17 protein-coding genes are annotated in these 19647 nt (G+C 26.3%); 13 read left to right on the top strand and 4 right to left on the bottom strand.

All coding sequences use genetic code 11. The annotated features are described in order from the left end of the window. Positions 1–10: 10 nt before the first annotated feature. Complete coding sequence (xylA, locus tag IC758_RS16405) at positions 11–1348, top strand: xylose isomerase (protein ID WP_227481971.1); 1338 nt, start codon at positions 11–13, stop codon at positions 1346–1348. 176 nt (positions 1349–1524) lie between these two features. On the opposite strand, the gene IC758_RS16400 is transcribed toward xylA, so the two are convergent. The 3 genes from IC758_RS16400 to IC758_RS16390 all read right to left on the bottom strand — a co-directional run bounded on the left by IC758_RS16400 (position 1525) and on the right by IC758_RS16390 (position 4394). Next, entirely contained in the window at positions 1525–3255 is a 1731-nt protein-coding gene (locus IC758_RS16400; protein ID WP_227830942.1) for an alkyl sulfatase dimerization domain-containing protein, read from the bottom strand. Between the two features lie 86 nt (positions 3256–3341). Continuing rightward, positions 3342–3536 carry a DUF1254 domain-containing protein gene (locus IC758_RS16395; RefSeq protein WP_227860597.1) on the bottom strand — a complete coding sequence of 65 codons (195 nt, stop codon included), beginning with the start codon at positions 3534–3536 and terminating at the stop codon, positions 3342–3344. An 84-nt stretch (positions 3537–3620) separates the two neighbouring features. Further along, on the bottom strand, positions 3621–4394 hold the full coding sequence (locus IC758_RS16390) for a sulfite exporter TauE/SafE family protein (protein ID WP_227860596.1): 774 nt from the start codon (positions 4392–4394) through the stop codon (positions 3621–3623). A gap of 605 nt (positions 4395–4999) precedes the next feature. Here IC758_RS16390 and IC758_RS16385 point away from each other — a divergent pair. From IC758_RS16385 to IC758_RS16355, 7 genes are all read left to right on the top strand, one after another. Then, a complete protein-coding gene (locus IC758_RS16385; RefSeq protein WP_227433879.1) occupies positions 5000–6199 on the top strand; it encodes a S41 family peptidase in 1200 nt (399 codons plus the stop codon). Between the two features lie 330 nt (positions 6200–6529). Beyond that, entirely contained in the window at positions 6530–6991 is a 462-nt protein-coding gene (locus IC758_RS16380) for a helix-turn-helix domain-containing protein (RefSeq protein WP_227433880.1), read from the top strand. Between the two features lie 20 nt (positions 6992–7011). Beyond that, positions 7012–7368 (top strand): DUF4180 domain-containing protein, encoded by a 357-nt coding sequence (locus IC758_RS16375; RefSeq protein ID WP_227433881.1) that lies wholly within the window; start codon positions 7012–7014, stop codon positions 7366–7368. Between the two features lie 280 nt (positions 7369–7648). Continuing rightward, a complete protein-coding gene (locus tag IC758_RS16370) occupies positions 7649–8401 on the top strand; it encodes an ABC transporter ATP-binding protein (protein WP_227433882.1) in 753 nt (250 codons plus the stop codon). Then, the gene (locus tag IC758_RS16365) at positions 8402–10309 is read left to right on the top strand and encodes an ABC transporter permease (RefSeq protein WP_227835171.1); all 1908 of its coding nucleotides are present in this window, start codon (positions 8402–8404) and stop codon (positions 10307–10309) included. 151 nt (positions 10310–10460) lie between these two features. Next, entirely contained in the window at positions 10461–11135 is a 675-nt protein-coding gene (locus IC758_RS16360; protein WP_227433884.1) for a response regulator transcription factor, read from the top strand. Then, positions 11135–12154 (top strand): sensor histidine kinase, encoded by a 1020-nt coding sequence (locus IC758_RS16355; protein WP_227835637.1) that lies wholly within the window; start codon positions 11135–11137, stop codon positions 12152–12154. The genes IC758_RS16360 and IC758_RS16355 overlap by 1 nt, the downstream gene beginning before the upstream one ends. A 130-nt stretch (positions 12155–12284) precedes the next feature. Here IC758_RS16355 and IC758_RS16350 read toward each other — a convergent pair whose 3' ends face one another. Continuing rightward, on the bottom strand, positions 12285–13259 hold the full coding sequence (locus IC758_RS16350) for an aromatic acid exporter family protein (protein ID WP_227835638.1): 975 nt from the start codon (positions 13257–13259) through the stop codon (positions 12285–12287). 655 nt (positions 13260–13914) lie between these two features. Here IC758_RS16350 and pepI point away from each other — a divergent pair. The 5 genes from pepI (at position 13915) to IC758_RS16325 (ending at position 19283) form a co-directional block, all read left to right on the top strand. Further along, positions 13915–14796: a proline iminopeptidase gene (gene pepI / locus IC758_RS16345; protein ID WP_227433887.1), complete on the top strand. Its 882-nt coding sequence runs from the start codon at positions 13915–13917 to the stop codon at positions 14794–14796. Between the two features lie 397 nt (positions 14797–15193). After that, entirely contained in the window at positions 15194–15997 is an 804-nt protein-coding gene (locus IC758_RS16340; protein ID WP_227830927.1) for a hypothetical protein, read from the top strand. Between the two features lie 12 nt (positions 15998–16009). Then, on the top strand, positions 16010–17140 hold the full coding sequence (locus tag IC758_RS16335; RefSeq protein WP_227830926.1) for an AAA family ATPase: 1131 nt from the start codon (positions 16010–16012) through the stop codon (positions 17138–17140). A 3-nt stretch (positions 17141–17143) separates the two neighbouring features. After that, positions 17144–18553, top strand: a complete 1410-nt coding sequence (locus IC758_RS16330) for a VWA-like domain-containing protein (RefSeq protein WP_227830925.1) — start codon at positions 17144–17146, stop codon at positions 18551–18553. 232 nt (positions 18554–18785) lie between these two features. Then, a complete protein-coding gene (locus IC758_RS16325; protein ID WP_227433891.1) occupies positions 18786–19283 on the top strand; it encodes a CarD family transcriptional regulator in 498 nt (165 codons plus the stop codon). The last annotated feature ends 364 nt before the right edge of the window (positions 19284–19647 follow it).

Here is a 19647-nt window from a genome sequence, read left to right as displayed (position 1 = left end):
AGGATATAAAATGAGTGAAATATTTAAAGGAATAGGACAAGTAAAATTTGAAGGAATAAATTCTGAAAATGAGTTAGCATTTAGATACTACAATCCTGAACAAGTAGTAGGAGATAAGACTATGAAAGAGCACTTAAGGTTTGCAATGAGTTACTGGCATACTTTATGTGGAGAAAGTAATGACCCATTTGGAGTAGGTACAGTAGATAGACCTTGGAATAACATGACAAATCCAATGGAAATAGCAAAGTTTAAAGTTGATGCAGGATTTGAATTTATGACTAAGATGGGAATTGAGTATTTCTGTTTCCATGATAGAGATATAGCTCCAGAAGGAAAAGATTTAGCTGAAACAAATAAAATATTAGATGAAATAGTTGAGTACATAAAACTTAAAATGAAAGAGACAGGTATAAAATTGTTATGGGGAACTGCTAATATGTTTGGTAATCCAAGATTTGTTCATGGGGCATCTACAACTTGTAATGCTGATGTTTACGCTTATGCAGCGGCTCAAGTGAAAAAGGCTATGGAAGTTACTAAGTATTTAGGTGGAGAAAACTTTGTATTCTGGGGTGGAAGAGAAGGTTATGAAACTTTACTTAATACTAATACAGAACTTGAAATGGATAACTTTGCAAGATTTCTAAAAATGGCTGTAGATTATGCTAAAGAAATTGGATTTACTGGACAATTCTTAATAGAACCTAAGCCAAAGGAGCCTACTAAACATCAATATGACTTTGATACTGCTACAGTTTTAGGATTCTTAAGAAAGTACAATTTAGATAAATACTTCAAAATGAATATAGAAGCAAACCATGCAACACTTGCAGGTCATACTTTCCAACATGAGTTAAATATAGCTAGAATAAACAATGTTTTAGGAAGTGTTGATGCAAATCAAGGAGATTTATTATTAGGATGGGATACAGACCAATTCCCAACAAATATATATGATGCAACACTTGCAATGTATGAAGTGTTAAAGCAAGGTGGAATAGCACCAGGTGGATTTAACTTTGACTCTAAAGTAAGAAGAGCATCTTTTGAAGTAGAAGATTTATTTTTAGCTTATATTGCAGGAATGGATACATTTGCAAAAGGATTATTAATAGCTCATAAATTATTAGAGGATGAAGTATTTGAAAACTTTACTAAAGATAGATATGTAAGTTTTAGTGAAGGTATAGGTAAAGACATAGTAGAAGGTAAGGTTGGATTTAAGGAATTAGAAACTTATGCACTACAAATGTCAACTATAAAGAATAAGTCTGGAAGACAAGAAATGTTAGAAAACATACTTAATAGGTATATATATGAAGTTGATACAATTTGCAACAAGTAGTTGTATAGTTATGAATCTTAACTGATTAAATAAAAACTAGGGAGTATTCTCTAGCTTTTATTTTAAAGTGGAAGACTAAAGATGCAAAGTAAGAGACTAAAGATACTAAAAAATTAATTTAAATTACAACAAAGTGCCTATATTTGAATAATAAATCCAAAATAGGCACTTTAAAATTATTGTAACCAGAATGGCATATCTACAAATGGAGTAAATTCATCAAATAAGTCCAAATAATCTTGGGATTTTTGTGGTTCATTACATTTTGCTAGACCATTTTCAATAGCTTCAATAATATTAACTTCTTTTGTTATTAGCTTTGCCCATATTTCTTTGGACGCATCAATTGAAACATCAGCTTCTATATCACTATCTTGACCATGTATTTCAATAATTCCTCTACGTAACTCTAAATTAAACACTTCATTAGTATCAGTTACACATGCTAGTAGTGTCATATGAACAGCAGAACTTTTAGGACCATTTAGCTTAACTTTGAAAGATTCAAACATAGCTTTGGATGTTAGACCTATAAATGAATTTGAAAAAGGAGGGAATCCTGCATTGGCTCCACCTTGTTTTACTATCTGTTCAAAAGTTCCATCTAATGCCATTGCACTAGTTAGATACCAATTACGCCAAGTGGCATTCTCTGTTTGATATCCAAGCATACGAACAGCAGATGCCTTAAGGCTTCTAGCTTCCATATCGTTATTATTTATACGGATAGGATAGTTTAATATTTCTGCAGCCCATTCATAATCTTTGTCATCGATAGCCTTTTTAGCTTCAGTTAATATTACTTCACGACCACCCATAATTTTTATATATTTTTTAGCTGCATCTTTAGGATAAATAGGATTTAATTTACTTGCTTCACCATTAAACCAGCCTATATATTGGTCATAAACACCTTTAATGCCTTGTTTAAAAGTTCCATAAAATTCACCTAAACGTTCTCTTTGAAATAGATGCGGGGGAAGTTGTCCTAATTCATTTATTGCATAATCAGGAGTATATCCCATATTTATAAGTCTAACTGTTTGGTCATGAGTATACTGTATAGCATCTCTATAGTCTGTTAGAAGAGAAGTACATTCATCTTTACCATGTAGTGGTCTCATATGAGTTCCAACTAAATAATGTGGTTGATAATTACGAATTTTATCAATTCCTGCATACCATTTCTTAGCATCGCGAACAGTACCTCTAACAGTATATATGTTAGGAAATATTTCGCCTTGAACAGCATCTCCAACAAACATTATCTTTTCTTTAGGTAAAAATACACATACAGCATCTTCAGTTTCAGCCTCACAGTGGAATAACTCTAAATCAACACCTGATATAGTAATTTTCAATCCATTTTCAACAGATACAAATGTGTTTGGTGTAATAAATTTATTAGAACCTTTAGATAAAACAGGTCCACAACCTAAGTTAACATAGCCATGTTCTCCTTTGGGAAGTATAGAACCATACATCCAAACAGCTCTTCCCATTCTAATATCTAGTAGTTCCCCACTAGCTTGAGAGAAATGTTTTATAAATGTTTCATCGACAATAACTAAAACTTCTTTATTTTGGCTTTGTTCTTGACTTACACAGACACTCATACCGCCCCAATGGTCACCATGATTATGAGAAACTATGACTGCTTTGACTGGTTTATCAGTGATTTTACGAAAGCCCTTCATTATTTCTTCCATCATTTCTATAGTTTCAGCTGGGTCTATGATTATAATGCCATCAGTTCCTTCAATCATAACTGGATAAGATAATCCAAATCCAACAGCACTATATACATTTTCACCTGTTTTATAAATTTTTTGTTCCATTGTTTTAGAATGTTCTGTCAATCTAGGATTAACAAACTTCGATTTTTCAGTATAAGCGAAATTACTCATAGACATAACTCCTTTTAAATATTAAAAATTTTATTAGTTTACTCTAGTAACAACAGGAGGTAACCATTTACCACAAATAGCATCTATCAAGTGTTAGGTACTTCTATTATTACAGGTTCTTTACGTAAGTCAAGCCAAGCTGTTGAGTATGTAGTATCATTGTTTGGTGCTGGTATAAACGATGTTTGTGGTGATGCTACAGTGGCAGTATGAGCAAATTCATTAAAATTTGTTAATTTAGTTTGGGGATTCATAATCTGTGTATATAGCAATTCATACATACTTACTTACTATTGGATATCCATATATATAAGTATTTTTAACTATTTTAAGTAAATCATTCTTATTCATTGAGAATTCCTCCTTTAAAATAACCTTACTATGTTCCATGAACATGTTATTATTACAAACAACATAACAGCATTATAAGCAATGATTAATTTTGCCTTACTTATTTTTTTATTAATAGCAGTACCTAACAACCCACCTAAAACTGCAGCAAGTATTATGCATAATAACATTGATATATTAAGACCTAAAGGTATAGAGCTTGAAATTAACAGAGTTATTATTTTTGAAGCTTGAGAGAATAGTATCAGTATTATTGAGTTAACAGATGCGTTCTTTAAATCCATCGAGAAAAACAACGTCAGGGCTGTTATGTTTATAGGACCACCACCTATTCCTAAAAAAGATGAAATCATTCCTAAAGTATATCCAAGTAAAATTATAAATATACGATTCTTTATATGGAATTGTTTTTTATTAGGTAGATTTATGTATATTAATATAGATATTAATAAAGTAAAAAGAAGTCCATTCTGAATTATTTTTACAAGTTTATCTTTGTTAATAAATTCAACTATAAATTCAAATATTTCAGTACCAATTAAACCTCCTAAAATTGCTCCACTTCCAAGCAATATAGTTGTTGGTTTTTCAAATTTAGTTTTATATCTAATATGTTTAATAACAGCTGAACAAGACATAGTAAATACAGCACAAGTTGATAAAAAACTTATAACTGAAGCATCTAGTGTAGTTACTGCATCTAGCACTGGTTTTATAATAATTCCTCCACCAAGTCCAGAAATTGCTCCTACAATAGATGCAATAAATCCTACAATGAAAAATATCATATGTGTTTCTCCTATCCTAAAGTTTTATGCTAATTTTATTAATAGTAAGTATGCCCTAAAACAGTAAAATAATTTATTTTTAATAAGGGTTAAATTTGAAATAATTCATATATTTTTACAAATACTATTATCTATAATGAAATATAAAACTATGTAATATTAATAGTAGAAAATAAAAAAGGATTATATAAAAAATAGGATATAAAAACTTAATATTATCATTAGTAATAAATTAAACTTAAAAATAGTAATGGTTGTATAAAAAATAATTGACTTGTTAAAAGAAAATATAGAAAATTCTATATCAAATAAGATTACAGTATGTATGGTTGCAGTTAAAAATTAATTATAATATTTATGATAGTTTTGTAAAATAATATATGCACTTAGATATAAAAGAAAATTATTTAAATAGTAATTTTACTTTAGAGTAGCCACATTCAAGTATATTTATATATTTAGAGGTTTTTTATAGAATCATAAGAAGACGAATTTTAAGTATATTTGTGGAAATATAAATTATAATAAGATATAAGTATTAGTGTAGAATAGTTATAATAATATAGGCTATTAAAATATAAACTTGGAGAGTTGATGAAAATTGTATGAAAAAGAAAATATTGTTTTTAGGAATTATTTGTATATCTATAATTTTACTAAGTAATAATACTTATTCCCAAAAGAAGCAACTATCTGAGGAAGAAAAGATAGATGACTTTAAATATGTATATAATGTTATAAAAACAGGGTATCCTTACTTGGATGTAAATAAGAGACTTAATCATATTGACTGGTTAGAAAATAAGGACAAATATATAAAAAGAATTAAAAATACTGAAAGTGATGAAGAGTTTATAGAAGAAGTATCCTCTATATTATCAGAATTAAACAATAAACATACTGAGTTAATAGATAATAAAAACAGATATGAACTTTTTAAAAAATCATACTCTAATAATAATTGGTATGACTTTCTTAATGACAAAAAAGTTGTAGATAGATATAATTCTATAAATACTAAAATAAAAATACCAAATGATATTTTTGTAAAAAAAGAACTGATTTTAGAAGATATAATTAAAGGTAAGGTTGGATACATGTATTTACCATCAATGTCACCACAAAATGGGTCAATGGATAAGGATTTAAAAATGATAGGAGATTATGTTAATACTTTAGAAAAATATCAAACTCTAATTATTGATATAAGAGGAAATTCAGGCGGAAGTGATAGGTATTGGAAAGGAATTGTATCTAAACTTATAAAAAATGATATAAAAATAGATGGTTATAGACTCTATAGAAATAATAATAAAATAGTTAAAAAATACACCAATGCAAGAAATATAAAGTTAGAGCCTATAGAAAACCTACCAGTAGGTGTAAAGAAAAATGCACCAAAGGAAACTTTAAAAAATTTTAGTGATTTTGAAAAAACTTCTTATACCATAAATACTAATAATGATTTGGAATTTAAAGGTAATATATACTTACTTGTAGATGAAAAAGTATATTCATCATCAGAGTCGTTTTCTATGTTTTGTAAAGAGACTAAGTTTGCAACTTTAGTAGGAGAAACTACTGGAGGTGATGGTGGAGGAATAGACCCTGTGTTGTTTGAGTTAAAAAATAGTGGTTTAATAGTTAGAATGTCAAGTTGTATGTATTTAAACAAAGACGGAATATGCGATGAAGAATTTAAAACTATTCCTGAGTTTAAAGTAAAAGACTGTAAAAGAACAACAAATTTTAAAGATGATAACAGTATAAAAAAGGTATTAAAGCTTGAAAATATCAATTATTAAATAACAATTAAATGTTGCTGGATATTATTTTAGAGATTTATCTTTAGCATTAAAAATTATAGAAAAATTGTAAAAAAGTAACTCAAAATGATTTTAAATGATTTTGAGTTACTTTTTTATGTAAGTTTTGAAGTTTTTTATAAGATTTATTTGTCCTTTTAGAATTTGATTGGAACCTCTATACAAAGATTATAATAATTTCAATAGAGCATTAAAAAGCAATAAAATATAATAAATAGCAATAAAATACAAAATAAATTTGACTTTTTGATATTCTTAAACTAATATATTATTATTATTATTATTATCAAATGAAAGGTAAGTGTAGTTATGGAGGAAAAGTTTTATACAATAGACCAAGTTGCGAATATTTTAGAAATGCATCATAAAACAATAAGAAAGTTTATAAAAGATGGGAAATTAAAAGCTAATAAACTCGGTAAGCAGTGGAGAGTATCACAAGAGGATTTAAATAGTTTTATGGATGTAAAGAGTGAAAATGAAGATAAGGGTATAGAATTTAGGTTAAATGCATCTGAAAACTTAGCGAGCATCCCAAAAGTTAATGTATCTACAGTAGTTGAGATAAATAATATATCTAATAATGAATATTCACGTTTATCAAATTTGCTTTTGGCACTTACAAATAATCCAACTTCAATATCAAGTGGTTCTACCATTAATTTGAAGTATGCCGAAAATGAAAATAGGCTTAGGGTTATGTTATGGGGAGATATAAAGTTTATTGAGGAAATGTTAAGCTCTATATCTTTATTAATAGAAAATATTTAAAGTAGAAATGAGGAACTAAAATGAATTACGATATAAGAGAACAAAAGGATAAAAAATATATTTTTGTAGATAGTAAATTTAGTAATGAAGAAGAAATCATGGATATTATATCACTGTGTATGGAACATGGTACAGATTATTTGATGTTTAGTAAGAATTCACTTACAGATAATTTTTTTAATTTAAAGACAGGTTTGGCAGGTATTACAATACAAAAATTTATAAATTATAGGATACAAGTTGCTGCAATTGTTGATGATAAAAATAGGATAAATAAAAGATTTTCAGAACTAATGTTAGAGTTAAATAAATCAAATAATTTTAGACTATTTGATAATTTTGAGGATGCTAAAAATTATATTTTAAATCTAAAATGACGGAGATTAATAAAATAAATAATATAAGTAAGGCATTTAGAAGTATTGAATATAAAAATAAAATACATATATATGATGATTATTTAATAAGTAAATGATATTTTCAGAATTAAGAAATTAATATAAATACAAACTTAAGAAACATATTTATTAATAACCTTTCTATGTTACAAAAGTGTAATACTGGTAGATAAAATGTAATATTTACATAAGGATTTAACCGTACAAAACCTTTAAAATAAAGATATACTAAGAAATGAACAAGTGGAGGTTATTAATTATGAAAGAAATATTAAAAATAAAGAATATATCAAAAGATTATGGTATAAAAGGATTTAAAACAAATGTATTAAAAAGTATATCTCTCACAGTTAACGAAGGTGATTTTATAGCAATAATGGGTCCATCAGGTGCAGGAAAAACAACATTACTTAATCTAATGTCTACACTTGACAAACAAACCTCAGGAGAAATAATACTCGATGGAATTAACATATCTAAAGTAAAAAATAATGAACTATCAAAATTAAGAAGAGAGAAGATAGGATTTATATTTCAAGACTATAACTTATTAGATAATATGACACTCATGAATAATATAGCACTTCCTCTGGCATTAGGGAAAAAGAAAAGTAAAGAAATTGAAGGTAAGGTATTTTCGATAGCCAAAAAATTTGGATTAGAAAATCATTTAGATAAATATCCATATCAATTATCAGGAGGTCAAAAACAAAGAGGTGCAGCAGCGAGGTCACTAATTACAAATCCAGCAGTAGTATTTGCTGATGAGCCAACAGGTGCTTTAGATTCTAAATCAGCTTATGAACTTTTAAACTCATTAGAAAGAATAAATAAAGAGAATAATGCTACTATTATAATGATTACACATGACCCTCTAACAGCAAGTTATTCAAATGAAGTATATATGATAAATGATGGAACTATAAAGTGTAAATTAAACAAAGGAAGTAGTAGAAAAGAATTTTATGGAAAAATTATGGATATGTTGGCCTCTATGGGAGGTGAAATGTAAGTGAGTGTACTTGGAATTGCTTATAATAATTTTAAAAGTAATATAAGAACTTATCTGGCATTTTTTATATCTATGGTCTTTTCAGTAGTTGTACTGACTAATTTTGAATTACTAAGATATGGTGATGCCATAAATGTATTGCAAGGGGAAAATCAGAAATTCACATTATCAGTGTTAATATCTGTAATAATAATATTGTCAGTATTTTTATTTTTCTTTATATGGTATGCGACAAATATATTCTTTAAAAATAGGTCAAAAGAAATAGGTATACTATCTTTTATGGGGTTGGATTTATATACTATAGGAAAAATATATTTTGTAGAAAATATGCTTATAGGAATAAGCTCTTGTATCACAGGAATACTTATAGGGATAATAACATCTAGATTTTTCCAGGTAGTAATAATAAAATTATCAGGATTTGATATAAATGTATCCAATGGGTTTAGTATCAAAGCTATAATGTATGCCAGTTTGATATTTATTTCTATATTTATGATAATGACTATAAAAGGTTTTGTAACAATATGTAGAAGTAGTGTAATAAACCTAATTAACACATCTAAGAAACAAGACAAAATACCAAAAGTAGGTATAGGATTATACATATTAGCCATAATATCAATTTTAGTATTAGGATATGGTTATTATCTTTCTATGGATATACGCTCTGGAAACATAGCTAGTGTAATACCAGTTATAGTGATAATAATAATAGGTACTTATGGTTTATTTAAATCAGTTATGCCTGTTGTATTTCATATGATAATGAAAAATAAAAAGGTATTATTCAATGGAAATAATATAATAGCAATAAACAATATAAATTATAGATTAAATAAAAACTATAAAACTTACTCTATAATAGCTATAATTATAACGACTACAATATCAACCCTTGGTGCATCAGTTGCCATAAAACATATGCAACAAAATGCTCAAGAACAGAGGAATGTATATACTGTTAGTATAGTTTCAATAGATAAAAATGAAGTAGATAGAACACAAATAGAAGATATAATAAAAGATACTAATAGTATAAGATATTCAGTAAATCCAGAACTAATAGCTTTAGAAAATCCAGATAGCAAAGATGATTATGATAAATTAAATATAATAATGAAATACAGTGATTTTTACAATATTCTCAAAGTAAATGGAAATGAGAAGGAATTAAAAGAGTATGGCGAAAAATTAGTTGAAGGAAATAATGTAATGCAGTTAAAAAGTCCTCAAACGATATTAACATTAGCTAAAAAAGAAACTAGTGTGAACATTGATGGACAAGTATATAATATTACAAAAGGGGAAATAAAAGTACCAGTATTGGGAACAGGGATTAATGACAGCATTATAGTAGTAAATGATAACATCTACTCTAAGTTAAAAGACAAAGGAGAACAAATATATTTTTATGGAGCGAAAGTATCTGAGGAAGAAAATAGCCAAAAGATGTTCGATAATATTGAAAAAAATTTAAGTATGAAAAGTGGCTACATGAGAAATGGATATAAAGCTCAAAACGAAAGTCAATGGATGAAATTTGCATATGTAGTGCTTGTATTTTTATTTTTAGTATTTACGCTTGTGGCTGGAAGCATAATATACATGAAAATATATAGTGATGCTTATGAAGATAGAGATAAATATAAAACTTTATTGAAGATAGGAACTACAGAAAAAGAAATAAATAAAGCTGTCTTTAAAGAAGTAGCTATATTTTACACTTTACCAATGTTAAGTGCAACAATATCAAGTTACTTTGCATTAAGACTAGCAGGCAGTTTACTAATGGCTGATTTATTTAGTATATATATATTAAGCTTAGTAATATGCTTAATAATCTTCATAATATATGGAGCAGTATCTATTAATAAGTTTAAGAAGGTAATATACGAAAATTAATCAACAAATTTATTAAAACAAAGAGACTCTTACAATAAGAGTCTCTTATTAATTAGGTTTAAGCCGTTTGACTAATAAATGTATACAAAATATAATATGATAGAGATAATTTATATTATAATAAAATATTAAAATAATGGAGATTGCATAAATGTATAAAATTTTATTAATAGAAGATGATATTGATTTATCAAAAGAAATTGCTTTGGCGTTAGAACGATGGGGATTTAAAGTAGAAGTAATTGATAATTTTGAACTGATTTTAGAAGAATTTATAGATAAAAAACCAGATGTAGTACTTTTGGATGTTAATTTACCACTGTATAATGGATTTTACTGGTGCGAGAAAATAAGGGGTGTTTCAAATGTTCCAATCATATTCCTTTCATCAAGAGATTCTGATATGGATTTAATAATGGGAATAAATAATGGAGGAGATGATTATATTACAAAACCATTTTCTATAGATATCTTAGTTACCAAAATAAATGGGATAATAAGAAGAGCTTATAATTATAGCGACTCTAATAGTATTTTATACTACAAAGATTTAATGTTTGATGTAGGAAAAGGAATTATAAAACACAAGTACAAGGAAAAAGATATAGAATTGACTAAAAACGAAATAAAAATTTTAAACTTATTATTAAAAAATAAAAATAAAGTTGTATCAAGAGAAAGTCTTATGATGACTTTATGGGATAATGATGAATTTGTTACAGATAATGCTCTTACTGTAAATATAAATAGATTGAGAAGTAAGGTTAAAGAGTTAGGTGTTGATGATTTTATAAAAACTAAAAAGGGAATAGGATATATAATATAATGATAGTAAAATATTTAAAAGACAGATTCAAGTATATTGTGCTTTTTTTTATTATCATTAGTATAATAAATATTTACTTATTTGCTATAAATATATTTGAGAATCAATATGCAGAGTTAATATACTTAGATTTTCTAGCTTTACTCATAATAATAGTATTTTTTATTGTAGATTATATAAACTTTAAAAATAGCTATAAAGATTTATGTAAGTGTCTAGAAAATAATGATGATATAGACAACTACTTGATTAGTGGACAATCCTTTGAAGCAAATATCATGAGAGATATTATTGGAAATTTGAAATCAAAGAATAATGATGATACAAAAAATTACAAACAATCTCTAAAAGAATTAGATGAATACATAGCTAAATGGGTTCATGAAATAAAGATTCCAATATCATCTTTGAGTATAATTACAGATAGATTAAATAATATAGAAGATAGTATAGATATTAAGAATCAAATTGCAAAAATAAACTTTTTAGTAAATTCTATTTTATATAGTAGTAGAAGTAATAGTATGTTTGAGGACATATTTATGAATAAAGTTAATTTAGAAAAATTAATAAAATCCTCTATAAAGAATAACTCGTTTTTACTCATAAAAAACAATATTGAAGTTAGTTTAAACAACTTAAATTATACTGTTTACACTGATTCTAAATGTATAGCCTATATTTTAGACCAAATTATTAATAATGCTATAAAATACTCAAAAGAAGTTGGTAAAATTGAATTTAATGCAAAGCCATTAGAAAACGGAGTATTGTTATCTATAAAGGATTATGGTATAGGTATAAATGAAGAGGATATATGTAGAGTTTTTAATAGAGGATTTACAGGAACAAATGGAAGAAATAGATTGTATAAATCTACTGGAATGGGATTATACTTTGCAAAAAAGATGATAGATAACTTAGGTCATAAGATTGATGTATACTCAGAAAATGGTGTTTATACAATTTTTAATATTCATTTTTATAATATATCTGATTATTTAAATCTAAATAATTAAATTAATAGATTGAATGTATCCACTTTAAATCTAAAAAATATAGTAGTATTTTTACTGTAGAATATAATTTGAAATAGTATTACGAATCAAAAAGCAGGGAGATTATCTACCTGCTTTTTGATTCGTAATACTATTTATAAAAATTATTATCTCTGAGAACTTGAGCACGTATACGGTTAATTAAAAACTGTTTTAATTTAGTTAAGCAGAAAAATAAAATAGCTCTATTTTCAAATTCTGTTCTATCAACAGGTAGAGGTTGATTTTGCATACTAAGCATTAACCTGCCCAATTCTTCAAGAAGAAGATTTCCTGTTTCGGCTTCAAATTCAGTATAACCTATCTTATGTATGAAAGCAGATAGAATATGAGCTTGTGGTGGAGTAGAGTCTAGTTGAGATATATAACTATACAAGTCTTCTAAGATATCCCGTTGGCTTTTTATAATATCCATATGTTCTAAGAAAAATTTAGTATCACTTAATAAAGTATTATTAATATTATCATAAGTTTCAGAAATACTACTATCAATAAGTGAATTTAAGGTATATAAATCTCTACTGAACCTATTTTCTTTTTTAGGATTTACAATAATATCGGCAATATCTATAAGCACAATACTCACTTCTTCTTGTAACTTTTTTTGGACTTCATAGATTTTATGTATATTTGTTGGAATATACATATTTATTATGACACCTATTCCAGTACCTATTGCAAATATTCCAGCTTCATTTAAAATCCATTTTATAGATGTTTCTCCTTGTAGGAAGTAATGGGATGCAATTACTACACACATGGCAATAACATCTTGAATTTTTAATAAAAAACAAAGTGGTATAATTATGAATATAAATATTGAAAATGAAGTCAAATTATATCCTAAAATATTAAAACATAAATAGGAAAAAATAGTACATAAAAGAAAACCATAAACCTTTCCAATAGAACCCTTAAGCGTTTCTTTTTTAGTGTCCTTTACTGTAAGTAGTACTATAACTCCAGCGACCATAGAGTATTCTAATTTTAACAGCCAAGCAATAGATATAGCAAGAGAGCATCCAAGAGATAATTTTATTACTTTAAGTGAATTAATATTATTCAAATATAAACCTCCTGTGAACAAATATAATAAAGATAATTTTAACATAAAACTAATAGGGTTTGAAATGTAATTAATTGTACTTAATTATTTTATTGCCCTATTTAGCTAAATACAATCAATATATTTTTATTTTATGAAAGTTTTTTGTATATATTATTTGCCAGTGTAAAATCTCATACGTTTGCTTGAGTTAAAAATATTAACAAAAATGATGTAATAATTGTTGCTTTTGATGATTTGTTAATAATACCAATAAATAGCGCTATAAAGCTCATACTGACAAGTATAACTGACTTTAAAATATGATTATGTGATTATAAGTATAGTATGTTCATAAGAATATTAGAAATGCAAGAAAACTGGTATACATCATGATGATATTTTTTTTATTTCATATCATAATAACAAATAAAAATAGTTGTAGCAAATGAAAATAGTCAAAAATGTATATACTATTATTAATAAAAAATAAAATTATATAATTAATATGATTTTATAATTGGTTTGGTATGGTGATTTTTAACTTTTATGTTATACTATTTATAAAAGTAAGTATAAAGATAAAAATACATAATTAAATATGTATGAGAAGTTTTAAATAGCCTTATTAATGAACTTAATTATTGTTCATAATGACAAATTGGAGGAGATAAACATGAAAATCACTGAAGGATACATGCCTTTTGAAGGTTTTAAAACCTATTACCGTATAGTGGGAGAAGCTACAGAAGGAAAGAAACCATTAGTACTACTTCACGGAGGTCCAGGTTCTACACATAACTATTTTGAAGTATTGGACAAGATAGCTGAAAGTGGAAGACAAGTTATAATGTATGACCAAATTGGTTGTGGTAATTCATTTGTAGAAGGGCATCCTGAGTTATTTAATGCAGACACTTGGATAAAAGAACTTATAGAACTAAGAAAACATCTAGGGCTTGATGAAATACATCTATTAGGTCAGTCTTGGGGAGGTATGCAGGCTATTTGGTATGCTATTGAATATAAACCAAAGGGTATCAAGTCGTACATTCTTTCATCTACTCTTTCTTCTGCAAAACTTTGGGAAAAAGAACAAAAAAGAAGAATATCATATATGAGTGAAGCTGACCAAAAAGCGTTACTTGATGCAGTAAATACTGGAGATTACTCTAGTAAAGAATATAATGATGCATTAGAAAAGTTTATGGAGATGTATTGTGCTGGGGAAGTAACTGAAGATTCTCCTGAATGTTTAAGAAGACCTAAAAAGTCTGGTTCTGAAGCATATATTGTAGGATGGGGATATAATGAATTTTCTCCTACAGGTACTCTTTCTGGATATGAGTTTACAGATAGATTACATGAAATAAAGGAACCTTGTTTAGTAACTAGTGGAGCGATAGATTTGTGTTCACCATATATTGCAAAGACTATGTATGATAGGATACCTAATAGTAAATGGGAACTATTTGAATATTCAAGACATATGCCATTTGTTGAAGAAAATGATAAATATATAGAAGTTCTAACTAAATGGTTAAATGAAAATGATTAAGCTTATATAAATTTATAAAAGAGATTAAACTGATTGTTTAATCTCTTTTTTTATTATTTTATTATAAATTAGAGTATTTTTTATATGTGATAAATTTTGAATAAGAATAATATGAACAATTGTAAAAAGTTTAAAAGTATTTAAAGAGAAAAAAAGTCTTAAAACCTCAATAAATCATACAAATCATTAAAAAACTACTATAATTAACATATAATAACAGAATTTAAAAACACTTAGTTTTATGAGATTTTAGAAATTTTTTTTAAAATTGGTATAATTATTCTGTTTAAACTTGCTTAAAAAGTATATTTATTATAATAAGAAACAATTATATAAATAGGAATAGATTATTATATTAATATATAAATAAAAATAACTATAGAAGGAAAGGCATATTATGGAAAAGTCAAAAGTTATTGAAATGATAAAAAATAATCCTAATATTATAGCAACTATAAATAATCCAACTGATGAGATGAAACTATTAGCTATCAAAGAAAATGGACTTGTACTAGAATATATAAATAATCCAACTAGAGAGATGCAAGAATTAGCAATTGATAACAATATTAGAGCAATTAAATTTATAAATGACCCAACAGAAGATATGATGATAAAAGCAGTAAATGATGGATGGAGTATATTAGACTATATAAAAAATCCAACTGATAAAGTGATTAAATTAGCTATAAATCAAGCAGGGTGGGCTATTAAATATTCTAAAAATCCAAGTGAAGAGTTACAATTATTAGCAGTAAGAAAAAATTATGATTCGATAAAGTTTATAAAACAACCTTATGAAAGTGTACAAGAAGAAGCAGTAAAAATAAGTTATGATGCATTAAGATATATAGATTTTCCTAGCTATAATACAGAACTTATAGCTATTAAGAATAATGAGGCAGCTATTAACTTTATAACTAATTTAGATAAGAATAAAATATTAGAATTCCTAAAAGTAAATATTTTAGTGATTAAGTATATTGTAAAGAAAATATCTAAAGAGGAATTAGAAGAAGTATTAAAAGAAGTACTATCAAAAGAAGATGTTGAAGAAAAGTATATTAGAGATTTTTTAAATTGTAATATTATAGATAGAAACAGTGACTATATAGCAATAGACAAGATGATGTTTATTTACAAATATGGAAGTAAAACAGCAAAAAAAATAGCTGTAGACGAAAAATTGAAAATTATGTAGGAGAGAGAAAAAATGAATTTTATAGATACATTAAAAAGCGTTGACTTAATATTATCCACTGGAGAAGTACCTCTAATAGTTGGTGAAAGTGGGATAGGAAAAACAGCTCTAGCAAAAAAACTTGCCAAAGAAAATAATTGGAGTTTGATTGTAATTGATGGAAATCTACTTAAAGAGGGTGAAATAGGAGGTCTTCCAACTATAGAATCTTATGTAGGAATTAATTCTAATGGATATAAGACAGAAAAGAAAACTACAGTATATGCTGTTCATAATAAATTAAGAGAAATTGATGAAGAAATATCTAAAGGAAAAACAGTTCTTTTATTTATAGATGAGATAAATCGTTGTGAGCATACTGTACAACAAGAACTTATGAATCTAATTTTAAATAGAGAAATTAATGGATACAAGTTACATGATGATGTAAAGATTTTAGCAGCAATGAATCCATCAAGTAAATATGGTTCAGATTTCGATTATCAAGTTGTAGATATGGATTCAGCTCAAGAAAATAGATTTGTTTGGTTAAATATGGAGAGTGACCATACACAATGGTTGAAATGGGCAATAGATGAAGGAATTGAAAAAAAGATTATAGAGTTTATTTCAACTTTCCCAGAATATCTGCATAAAACAAATGAAGATGATGTAAGAGCAACTCCGAGAAGTTATGAGAGAGTTTCTAAAATTTATAAAGTTTATAAGGACAAAAAGAAAGCAATTCCTAGAACAGTATTTCTAAATGTTATAAAGGGGAATGTAGGTAAGGTTATAGCAGAAGAGTTTATAAGTTTTATTGAATCAGATTCTAGTCCATTGATATCTTATGAAGATGTTTTTTTAGGTGATACTATTGATGAACATCTTGTAGAAAGAGTAAAAAATGAAAGTCATACAAGACTTTATTTATCAGCGATAAATATTCTAAAAAACTTAGAATTAAATATGAAAAATGATGAGTATGAATCAAAATATTATATTGATAGATTTATTGAGTTCTTAAAAATATATCCTATAGATTTAATGATAGGAATTATGAAAGATATTAGAAATAGCTATATTGAAGTGTATAAAAAAGCTATAGAAAATGAAGAGTTTGTAAAATCTTACTTTGAGTCATATCGTTTAATAAGGGGATAATATATGGAAAATTATTTTGATAAGCAGGCAAAAGAACTCTATATTAAAGCTAGTGAAATTATAAATACTCATTCTATGTTAAAGGCAAATCGTGCTAATGAGAAATTTGAGGTAGATATACCAAAAGATTTTAAAGATGAATTTTTTAGTCTTGTAGATAAAGTTAGCTTAAGCCTTATGGAAGAAAAAGATAATTTTTATGGCTATTTTTTGTTTCAGATGTCAAGAGAGATAAGATTTGATATAAGTAGTCCTACAGGTGTGAATTTTAAAGGAGCTAAATACGTCATATACTTTAATCCAATAATTTTTTTAACTCTCAGTATAGAACAGATGGAAAGTACAATAAAGCATGAAATTTATCATATAGTATCTATGCATTTGGTAAGAGCAAAAGAATTAAAAGGAAAGTATAGTACATTAGCCATTAATATGGCAATGGATATAGTAGTAAATAAATATTTGAATAATTTACCACCATATGCTACTACTTTAGAATGGGTAAATCTAAAATACTCTCTAAAGCTAGAGCCATATGAACCTTTTGAGTATTATGTAGAAAAGATTCAAACTGAATTAGATTTGTTAGAAGAGGATGAAGATGGTGAAGAAGATGATAGCGACAAGTATGGAACTATAGAAACTGATTATAGACCAGAAAAAACTCATGATATATGGGAAGAATCCGATGATATAGATGAAAGAACTCTTAGAGAATTTACAGAGAAATTTATTGATAGTTCTCAAAAAGGTAAAATTCCAACACACTTAGAAAACATGATAGCAGCCCTTAAAAATAGTAAAGGCGAATTACCATGGAATTTATATCTTAGTAGGTTAATGGGAACTGTTGAAAACAATAAAAAGAAGACTATAACAAGGAGAAATAGAAGACAGCCTAATCGATTAGATTTAAGAGGAGAACTTAGAAGTCATAAAGCAGAAATAGCCGTTGCTATTGATATAAGTGGAAGTATTAGTGATGAAGAATTTAAACAAGCAATTAAAGAAGTTCTTAATATAGTTAAAAATTATAATCATGAAATTACTATTATAGAGTGTGACAGTGAAATTAGACGTGTATATAAAGCAAAAACTATAAAAGATATAAAAGATAGAGTTAAAATAGGTGGAGGCACAAAATTTACTCCAGTTTTCGAATATGCTAATAATAAAAAGATTAACTTATTAGTTTACTTTACTGATGGTAAAGGTGAAAATAAGCTACAAGTAATACCTAGAGGTTATAAAGTTTTATGGGTTATTTCTGGAAATGGAGATAAACTTTCACTGAGAGAGCATTATGGAGCAGTTAAAAAACTTAGTAAAGTTGAAACAAAAGATGATATATTAGAGATAAACGATATTAGAAATGATGGATACTCAATGAATAGTCAAGCACCAATTTTATAAATATTATAATGGGTATGATTGTTATGATTTGTTCGATTGTTATGGTTTACTTACTATCCAAATTAATGAAAAATACATTGATTAATAGTCAATGTATTTTTTATTATTTAAACAATAAAAGTTTTACTTAGCTTAAACTCTCAAAATATGGTACAATTAGTATATAGTAGATAGTTTTGATGATGTAAATTCAGTTGTCAAAACTATTTTTTGTTAAGGATGGTGAGGTTTTGTGTTTAAGATTGATGATTATATAATGTACGGAATGACAGGTGTTTGTAAAGTTTTGGACATAACAAACGAAAAAATTACAAATGGTGTACAAAAAGAATATTATGTATTAAGTCCCCTTTATTCTAATAATACAATAATAAAAATACCTGTTGATAATAAGAAAGTTCCAATGAGAAAGATACTTTCTGAAGTTACTGTGGCTTCGCTAATAAATGATATACCTAATATGGATACATCATGGATAGATAATGAAAAAATGAGAAGTGAGCAATTTAAAGTGATGCTTAGAAGTGGTAAGTGTGAAGAGTTACTTAAATTAATAAGAAGTATATACTGTAATAAAGAACATATAAAATCTCTTGGTAAAAAATCACATCAAGCAGACGATAATATGATGAAAGAAGCAGAAAGATTATTAAACGAAGAGTTTGCAACTGTTTTGAATATTTCTCCTGATGAAGTTACTTCATATATATCAAGTCATATACCGCAATAAAGTATTTTTTATATTATCTCCTACTTAAAAAGTATAGCATAGTTAAAACTATAAAGAAAAAGAAAATAATATTTAAATATAATTTTACAATAAGTATTTATGAATATTTTATTGCTATTTTTAATTATTTCAGAATATTATTTATTCGCATTGTTTTACTAAAAATTGAATATATAATATTATAGGAATTATTAAAATGATGTTTATAATATACAATTCTTAAAAAATTAAATTATTATTGAAAATACTTTTTAATCAAGGGGATGATTGAATGGTAAGTTTAATAAGCATGTTGAAAATCTGAAGTAAAATTAATAATATTATAAGAGTATTATCATTTAAAATATATGACAATATAAAATAT

It is taken from the genome of Clostridioides sp. ES-W-0016-02 (genome assembly GCF_020641035.1).
Taxonomy (GTDB): domain Bacteria; phylum Bacillota; class Clostridia; order Peptostreptococcales; family Peptostreptococcaceae; genus Clostridioides.
The sequence above is the reverse complement of the archived record's forward strand: the minus strand, read 5'-3'. Positions and strand labels throughout refer to the sequence as shown.